The sequence below is a fragment of the Mesorhizobium sp. CNPSo 4671 genome, assembly GCF_057784245.1.
Genome location: NZ_JBWLUW010000041.1, coordinates 1 through 8,573 on the forward strand (window position 1 = coordinate 1; position 8,573 = coordinate 8,573).

Below are 8,573 nucleotides of genomic sequence, written 5' to 3' on the forward strand. Positions count from 1 at the left end.
GTCGTGGAAGGAGGACCAGAGCGTTATCGCCTGGCTCGACACCTTGTAATTCCGCAAAATAATGTCGAGGAACGCGTCACCACCGGCCCAGCAAAAACCACGTGTTCGGCGCGTTCCTTCTCATTATGAACTGCTGCTGATTACTGCAGTAATGGCGAGCTCGCCATTACTTAAGACAGGCATCCATCGCGGCCTTGCGTTTCACGGTCTGACGTTGAAGATCACGCAGCAAGATATCGGCCGCGTCATTGACTTCGAACACGATCCGCTCCGAGCCGTGGTGGCCAAGCTGAACAACGACTGGCCTCTCAAATCTGCTCAAGCCGGTCATCTCCGCTCCTGCGGGGCAACAGACCCTTGGTAGCACTCTTTGCCCAACCGAACGGTTCGGCTGGTCGCCGAGACCGGCCGCTCGCGATCGATGTGCGGTTCTGATGGGTGGGAGGACTGCGCCGCCAATGTCGAGACCTGCTTCTGTGTTTGGCTACCGCTGGAATGTCGACACAGTGCCATCCTCAGCGTCCCCCATGCCAGCCACCACTATACCGTGACTTTTCCACTGCCGGGTTGTAGGCAGCCAGTCATTGCGTGGCGGAAATCGCATCTTCCAATATGGCTGCCCGTTTTGCAAAGCCGAAAAAGTCATGGCGCGCCCGACCGCGTTTCAGTAGCACCGGCGGTCAGCATGGCGCGGATTTTCGAGCACCAGGCGACGATGTGACAGGGACCAGGAACCATGAAAGGGCGTTGGTGGCAATTCCAGATGAAGCAATCGCTTGCGCCAGCGTGCCAGCGGCAAAGAAATATCTTGCGCTGCGCCGACAAAATGCGCTCATGGTGCCATCCCTCCATGGGCAATGTGGGCCGGGAGGGCACCTCTAACGCGACCGATAGACCGAGGAAGGCTCGACCCAATGAGCAGGGTGGCGCGTGAAAATGCGAGTCCAGCTTCGTCGGCGACATTTGCGCCGCTCGAAAATGCAACCTTTCGTTCGATCTGGCTTGCCACGCAGGTCGCCAGCCTTGGCTGGCTAGTTCAAACTGTCGCCATCAGTTGGCTGATGGCGACCATCTCGACTTCGGACGTCATGGTCGCCTTGGTTCAGGCTTCGACCACGCTGCCCGTGTTCGTCCTGTCGATTATCGCCGGGGCCCTGGCAGATAATTACAGCCGCCGCAATCTCATGTTCGCCGGCTGGTGCGCTATAGCGTTATCCTCTGCGATGCTGACTGTTCTTGCGGCGCTGGGGATTTTCAGTCCATGGATGGTTCTCGCATTCAGCTGTTTGGCCGGAGCAGGCGCCGCCTTCACCGATCCTGCCTGGCACGCGTCGGTCGGCGATATTTTGCGAAAACGCGAAGTGCCAGCCGCGGTCACGCTCATTTCGGTTGGCTATAACGCCGTTCGAAGCGTTGGCCCGGCGCTAGGTGGCGTAGTCGTCGCCTCCTTTGGACCACTGACAGCTTTCGCTGTGGCGACACTGACCTATGTAGCGCTGCTGTGGACCATAGGGCGCCGCACATGGGGTGTGCGCGCTTCTCCTCTCCCGCGCGAGCCATTGACCACTGCCATCCATGACGGAGCGCGCTTCACGGCCCTGTCTGCGGAGATCATGGCGGCTATCGCGCGAGGAGCGCTTTTTGGCCTGACCAGCATCTCCATACTCGCGCTCCTGCCTCTCGTCGCCAGGGATCAACTAGGGGGAGGACCAATCGTTTATGGTGTCTTGATGGCTGGCTTCGGGACAGGTGCGTTATGCGTCGGCATTTGCAACAATGTCTTGAGGCGGTCTCTGTCCCAGGAGCGCCTAACAACACTGGCATGCATTGCCTGTGCGGCCTGTTGTCTATCCCTTGCTTTCACTTCCTCAGTGGTGGTGGCGGCTATTGCGCTGGCGCTCGGCGGCGCGGGCTGGGTCGTCACTTGGACGGGGCTCGACGTGAGTATCCAATTGTCAAGCCCAAGGTGGGTCGTTGGTCGCACGCTCTCGATCCATTATGCCCTGTCGTCTGGCGGTATCGCGGCCGGCAGTTGGCTGTGGGGCACAGTGGCTGAGAACTATTCGCTCACTTTGGCCCTGGAGGTTTCCGCTGGTGCGCTCGTAATGGTCGCGGCCACCGGTTTCCTCATGCCGATCCGTCAATGGCAAGATTCTGATCAGGATCCTTTTGGCTTCGAAACGCCGCAGCTCGCCCTCGACGTGAAGCCGAGAAGCGGCCCGATCGTCGTCAAGACCGAGTACGCAATACCGGAGGCGAACGTCGAAGCTTTCCTGGACCGGATGCAGGAACGACGGCGAGTGCAAAGCCGCGTCGGTGCTCGGCACTGGAACCTTCAGCGCGATCTTCAGGATCCATCGCTTTGGACAGAAACCTTTCGCACGCCGACCTGGATGGATTATCTGCGCCTGAATCATCGCCTGACGACGGCGGACAAGGTGTTGGATCAACATCTGCTCGAATTGAACATGGGAATTCCGCCCCATACCAAGCTTTCGATCGAACGACCAACAGGGGCAACCCGCAAGCGGGATCAATCGACGCGATTCTTCTTCCGCCTGTGATCGCAGGGTTGGGCTCGTATGCTTGAGGGCCAGGTGACATGACCGTCTCTGGCTAGCCAAATCTAGTTGAAGCCGGCATTCCGCAACCCCTGTGCGGCCGTGGCGCGGGTCCTCCCTGCTATGAGGCGCTCACGCTATGAACTGCAGTTTCAAGCAACGATCGCGGACGTCGATGAAATGGCTCTCTCCAAGTGCTATCAGCGCAGCTGCCGGCTTAGCGAGTGACGCGCCGAGTTTGCGCCCGGCAAGACTCTTCGAAAGTTCATAGCGGTGTTTTCCAGCACGAGGAGAGAAACGTCTGGAACTAAAAGGGCGCCGTTGGTGCGGACCGGCTCGATCGTTCCGGACGATCGTTGAAGTTCGCGCATTTGCGGCGAGATTGAGCGGGATCTCGCATTCGAAATACCGAGGCGGCAGCGTGTGGCAACCGGTCTTCCATGTAGCAAATGGCCTCAATGCTTCCCCGCGGGCTTGGGAACGCTCATCGTTCGAGACCACGGTCTGCGAGCACCCGGTGCATAACCTCGCGTTTGATCTCGCCAGCGATTTCGTTTCGGACTTGGGCTCCGAGCACCCGCTCGGCATCCGGGTCGCCCAACAGACCATGCTCGGCCATTCGCTGATCTAAGCGGCTTTGAAACTCTTCGCCCATGGCTTCGACCAGCCGATCTTGCATGGCTTCATGTTCGTCGGGAGCGATGCGCCTTAGCACCGTCTCCCAAGGTTGCCAGCGGGTTGCCATGTAGTCGGTGAACTGGTTCGCTTCCCTCTCGCGGACCAAGTCCAGCGCCCGCGCCGCATCCTCCTCACTTACGTGAGAGACCGCCAGGAAACGCATGTCAGGGGCGACGTGACTGAGCTCTAGCGGGTCGCGCAGCCGATGTTGATAGGCCAGGTAGATTTCGATGTCGTCCACGTTTGGGTGTTCGCTGAAGAGTACGTTGATCCTGTCGCGCGCGATCTCGTCCAGCGCGTCCAAGCGGAACGCGACACGGCCGAGCTGGATCAGTTCACCAAGCCGATTATCATATACTCCGTCCTCGACGTCAGAATTGAGCCGAGCGGTCTGCATGCCGTTCCAGTGCAAGGTAACACGATCCTCGCAGGTCGCGTTGGCCTCGGAAGCTTGTGCAAAAAACTGCTCACGCAATCTCGGATTGGCCGCCGCCTGCCGCAAATCGTGAGCCACTGCCTGCCGAAATTCGTCACTACCGTAGTTCACAGTGCCTCGTAGCCGATCCAGGAACTGTGCGTAATCCTGGGCGCCTGGCTCATCCGCAAAGTGCTGCCATTCGGCCAGCGCCGACGTGTCCTCCGCGAGCCAGTGCGCGGCAGACTCATATAAGGATTGCTGCGCAGGCTGCGGCGCTTCAGCCGCCACCAGGTGAGCGAGGACGTCGTCCGGCAGCGGGTTATTCGAGATTTCGAGGTTCTCCAAGTTCGGGTAGCTGAGACTGAGATGCGGCACGAGACCCTCAAGAAGATCCTCAGGCAGGCTTGTCAGCCGGTTGCCGCTAAGATTGAGCGACTGGAGCATGCTCGGAAGACGGTCGGGGAGGTTGGCCAACTGATTGCTGCTGACATCGAGTTCAATGAGCCCCGATGGGAGGGACTCGGGAAGGTTGGTCAGCTGATTGCCACTAACCGAGAGCGAGGTGAGCCTGCTGGGGAGAGCGTCTGGCAGACTGCCTAATCTGTTGCCGTTTGCGTTCAGCATCTGGAGCCCAGCTGGAAGGTTGGCCGGCAGACTGGTCAAGCTGTTATCGGCCACCTCGAGCTGAGAGAGAGTCGCGGGAAAAGCGTCCGGCAAACTGGTCAATCGGTTGTGGCTAATGAAAAGACGCTGAAGACCAAGTGGAAGCCCAGTGGGCAGGTTGTTTAGCTCATTGTGACTGGCGCGCAGTTCCAGCAACCTTGGCGGCAGGACGGCGGGCAAAGCTGTCAGGGAGAGGGAGGACAAATCTAGCGAATGCGAGCCCGTATTGTCCGAAACCCTAATTCGTGCGCGCCCCTGTTGCCGATTTTCGGCATCGCCCTGCCCCTCTTCGACAACCCAGTTGTCCAGGATCTGCGCGCGCGCGGAGGTGGGGGTCCGATACCCCGTAAAGAATTCGACCCAATCCGCCACGGCTCGTCTTAAGCCGCCGCTGTAACCTTCCTGCTCGCCGTCTGCAGAAGGCGCCGAGGAAGAGCCTGCGCTCGACTGTGCCTGTCCTGTATTCATCAATACCTTCTCCGTCGTCAGACCAAAGTAGTACGCGCGCCGCTTCACAAGGCCGCGAAGCTGGTAGTTCCGCAGCGCATGACATTCGAGAGCATGTATTCGGCTGCGGCTCCCGACCCCGGATCGAGCCCTACGGTTTGCACGGATCTCGTTGTGGCAAATGGATCGAATGCGAGGTTTCCTGCCATTTCGTTGACCAGATCCGTCCGCAGGACCGTCAACATGGAAGCGCACTGCTTCTAATAGGCCGACCTGTTTCCGGCGAACTATTGCCGCATCAATCCTGATAACTTTACAGTGCCACCGCCGGTCTCAAGGCGCACCCGACATAGCCCCCTGCGATCACTGTGGAGCGAAGAAACTCAACCCGCGACTGATCGCGCACTTGTAGGCCAAGCTTGTACCTTTTCTCTCATAGCTTGGCATGTTGAATACGACCATGGTGAATTCGGCGTGACCGTCCAACCGGATTCGGTAGCGAAGGAATTGAAGAATGGGCTTACCGTCAGGATCGATCGTAAAATGCTGATCCGCAAAAGCAAGGGTCCCGTCAGAAGTGATCCTGTAGGCATCTATGCGAATTCCTCCTCGCGTCTTGGTCGGCGGCGTATCGCCGGTCGCCGGAGTACACAAACTTAGATCGACAACAACATCCACTTGCTTGCCGCTAGTCAGCGCAAGCTCAATCTCGGGAAGGGTCTGTAATATATGACTGCCATTGGCAGCATTGGCAGTTGTAGCCATAATTATCCCGAACAGGGTTGGTAGCATAGATTTCATAGGCGATCCGATTTACAGTGATGTTGAGAACGAGGGCTCGCCGACGCTATTGCCAATGCCGATTTCGGCAGTGACGATAGAAGCGATCTCGAGGCTCATAGATTGAAATTATTTACGACCAGCCATCCTCACGTTGTAGTCACCGAGGCTCATTACTTGGGCAAGCTTTCGAGAAGCTGACGAGCCCCGCCGCGGCGCCCCGCCGTCGCTGCAGATTGCATGCGGTCTCTAACTTGGCCGTCCAACGGCGGAACAATTCATCACCTGCTGGGGGGCCGATCATGGCGCAGGTGCGGCGCATTGCTGCCGTCGCCGCTGGTAGCGGCAGCGCAGTTCTGCAGAAGGGGCGTCGGCTCCCTCAACCTTGTGTTCGGCGTCACATATGGGCCGGCCTGCACATAGAGCCGGTTGGCACAACAAACGCAGGGTTCGACCTGCGTTGCGATCCTTGGACCAGGATCGCAGCCTGGACAGCCGCGTCTATGTCGGCATCGTCGAACACGATGAACGGTGCATTTCCGCAAGTCCCATGCTGAGCTTCAGGGCCCCAGGGGCGCCCGGGCCATGAGCAGCTGTCCTACTTGCGCTGATCAGGTGAATGTAAGCTCGCGTACCTTTGGTTCTTTTGCGCAACCAGACAAACGGCGCAACGGCTGACGCTAGAGCTGGTTAGGAAACGCAAGTTCCTCGACAGCCTCAACGTTCGTCTTGGTGCTCACGACCGAGTTGACCGACCACGGAAAAGGGGAAATAGGCGCCGCTGGCGCGACTGACCGGGAATTGACCAGCCTAAGGGCGATTTGCCCCTGCCCTTCCCACCCGGTGGCGCACGAATTGTGGCTAACTTCGCCCGCAGGAGGTCGACCGCCTTCTCCAGCGCTTCGCCGAACACCCAGCTCTGGACGTCGGCTATGGCGACAAACTCGGCCATGGTTTCAGGCTTGGCCTTCATGTTGAACTGGGGATTGCGGCCGGTGCGGTGCCGCCGCCGTGCCCGTTTCGCCGGAGGCGATCCTGCGACACCACAAATCGCCTGCAGGATCGTTCCGGGCGCGGGCTGAAGCCGATCGGCATGCGCCGGAGCCAGTATTTGAACAATCGGATCGCGAGCAGGAGCATCGGCGCATCAAGCGCTGGCGCTGCCGACGCTGGTTTTAAATCGACACGCCCCCGCGGTCACCCTGTCCGGTATCGAGGGTCCACACGTTGGCCGCGGCGCGTCCATCTCCCGTTCCTTTGGCAGGGGCGACCACACACCCCGCAGCCGCAACAACGAAAGGCACCCTAGGTCCCATCGTTCGAAAAGCCTGCTGCCGGGAGGAGGTGGCAGCGGGCTCGAGATGCAGCGCAAGACACGCCGCATTCCGCGTCGGCACCTCATTTGAGGGGGGTAGATGCCCGACACCAGAATCTTAACGATCAGCGCGCTTATATTGCGATGCACAAATTATATACCGCAATGCGACAACGTTACTCGGGCTCCGTCGGATTTCCTCTACACCGCCTGATGCCGGAGACGCGCATCTGACAATGCCGATCACTTACCGGCGCGCCACCGGGACCACGAATCTTCTGGAACGTCTGTTTGTCGAGGAGCGGCGGATCGGCAGCCGCCGCAAGAAACTCGATGCAAAGAAACGCCCGGAAAGCGCTGAAACGTCTTGTCGGGCGCAATTCCGGCGCCGAGACAGCAAGGCTTTATAATATCAGCAAGCCGACCGTATCACGCATCGCCGCCGCCCCATTGCCAGACCGGGGAGCCATGAAAGCCGGATGTGGACGCCCCTTAGCCAGCAAGAGGTGGATTTGCAGTTTTGAGACGTGGGTCGCGTGCATCCATGTATCCGGCCTCTTGATGTAGCCACAGCTGCTGGCCTTGATCGGCATCCGCGGATCGGTGCCCAATCGATGATACGGGCTCGAAAGGCCCTCCGAGGCAGTCGGGTTTGCCTCGCTCCGAGGTCGATGACCTTTTTCCCATCACTTCAATCTCACACTCACAAGCTATGAACGCTCAAGTTCGGCCCCGGTCAGGCGGTGGTTTGCCGGAGTGTTCGATCGGCGCAGCAAGCGACGCGGTCTGCATACCATTGCTGCGTCGGGCCTATCGCAGCACGGCATGCGTGCCAACGATCAGCAGCAACCCCCAGCGCATCTGTTTGTCTGGGCATATAAGTCAGATTTTTGTCAGGTTCGACGAGTATGTCCGCAACAATAGCGCGACCACTTCCGTACCCGCCCGCTCGCCTGGCAGACACACACAGGAGAAAGACATGCCAAGGCGTTATCAAAGTAACCCACGCAACACCGCGACCATCAGCTACAAGGGCCATCATTCCTGCCGCAGATCATCGCTCATGCAGTCCGGCTCTACAGGGTTCCCTTGAGCCTGCGTTTGCTCGAGGAAATGCTGCCGGGAATGCGGAAGCGTGGTTTGCGGGTTTCGTCTGAGACAAACGCGGGTGGGCATGAAATTCGGTGCGTGTCACGCTCGCCGCTTGCGCCTCCGAAAAGAAGGCTGGACCTGGACGAGGTCGTCATCACCATGGCCGGCAGGAAATACTCGTTGTGGCGCGCTATCGACCAAGATGGCCATAGGTTCGACGAGATGGATCAAACGGGGCGCTGATGCTGCGATATATTCTCCGGCGGCTTTTGACCGCCATACCGACGCTGTTCGTTATCGTGACGATGGCGTTCTTCCTGATGCGCGTCGCGCCAGGCGGGCCATTCAACCAGGAGCGGGGGCTGAGCCCCGAGATCAAGGCCAACCTTGAAGCCCAGTTCGGCCTCAACGATCCGCTCTGGCTGCAATATGTCCACTATCTCGGCAATCTCTTGCGCGGCAATTTCGGCCCGAGCTACAACATGCCGGACTTCACCGTCACCGAACTGTTCGCCAAGGGCCTGCCCATTTCCGTCCAGCTCGGTGCCTCGGCGCTGATCCTGGCGCTGCTGCTTGGCAGCGTGCTCGGCACCATTGCCGCGCTCAACCAGAACAAGCT

Annotated in this window: 6 protein-coding genes and 3 pseudogenes; 5 read left to right on the forward strand and 4 right to left on the reverse strand. The window is 59.2% G+C overall.

Features of this window, described 5'->3' with window-relative positions; all coding sequences use genetic code 11:
• Window positions 1-166: 166 nt before the first annotated feature.
• A complete protein-coding gene (locus AC04SF_RS37015; protein WP_488481828.1) occupies window positions 167-331 on the reverse strand; it encodes a hypothetical protein in 165 nt (54 codons plus the stop codon).
• Between the two features lie 583 nt (window positions 332-914).
• Here AC04SF_RS37015 and AC04SF_RS37020 point away from each other — a divergent pair.
• Window positions 915-2,564, forward strand: coding sequence for an MFS transporter (locus AC04SF_RS37020; protein ID WP_488481829.1), 1,650 nt, complete (start codon window positions 915-917; stop codon window positions 2,562-2,564).
• Between the two features lie 481 nt (window positions 2,565-3,045).
• Here AC04SF_RS37020 and nopM read toward each other — a convergent pair whose 3' ends face one another.
• The 3 genes and pseudogenes from nopM to AC04SF_RS37035 form a co-directional block, all read right to left on the reverse strand.
• Window positions 3,046-4,788 carry a T3SS effector NEL-type E3 ubiquitin ligase NopM gene (nopM, locus tag AC04SF_RS37025; RefSeq protein ID WP_488481830.1) on the reverse strand — a complete coding sequence of 581 codons (1,743 nt, stop codon included), beginning with the start codon at window positions 4,786-4,788 and terminating at the stop codon, window positions 3,046-3,048.
• A gap of 342 nt (window positions 4,789-5,130) precedes the next feature.
• Entirely contained in the window at window positions 5,131-5,568 is a 438-nt protein-coding gene (locus tag AC04SF_RS37030; RefSeq protein ID WP_488481831.1) for a VirK family protein, read from the reverse strand.
• Between the two features lie 380 nt (window positions 5,569-5,948).
• Window positions 5,949-6,088 (reverse strand): annotated as a pseudogene (locus AC04SF_RS37035) (aldehyde dehydrogenase family protein); the annotation flags it as partial.
• Window positions 6,089-6,580: 492 nt separating this feature from the next.
• Between AC04SF_RS37035 and AC04SF_RS37040 the strand changes: the two are divergent.
• The 4 genes and pseudogenes from AC04SF_RS37040 to AC04SF_RS37055 form a co-directional block, all read left to right on the forward strand.
• Window positions 6,581-6,702: pseudogene (locus AC04SF_RS37040) on the forward strand (IS6 family transposase); the annotation flags it as partial.
• 396 nt (window positions 6,703-7,098) lie between these two features.
• Entirely contained in the window at window positions 7,099-7,272 is a 174-nt protein-coding gene (locus AC04SF_RS37045) for a hypothetical protein (protein ID WP_488481832.1), read from the forward strand.
• A gap of 628 nt (window positions 7,273-7,900) precedes the next feature.
• Window positions 7,901-8,194 (forward strand): annotated as a pseudogene (locus tag AC04SF_RS37050) (IS6 family transposase); the annotation flags it as partial.
• A gap of 2 nt (window positions 8,195-8,196) precedes the next feature.
• A partial coding sequence (locus tag AC04SF_RS37055) for an ABC transporter permease family protein (RefSeq protein ID WP_488481833.1) occupies window positions 8,197-8,573 on the forward strand: 377 nt, incomplete at its 3' end.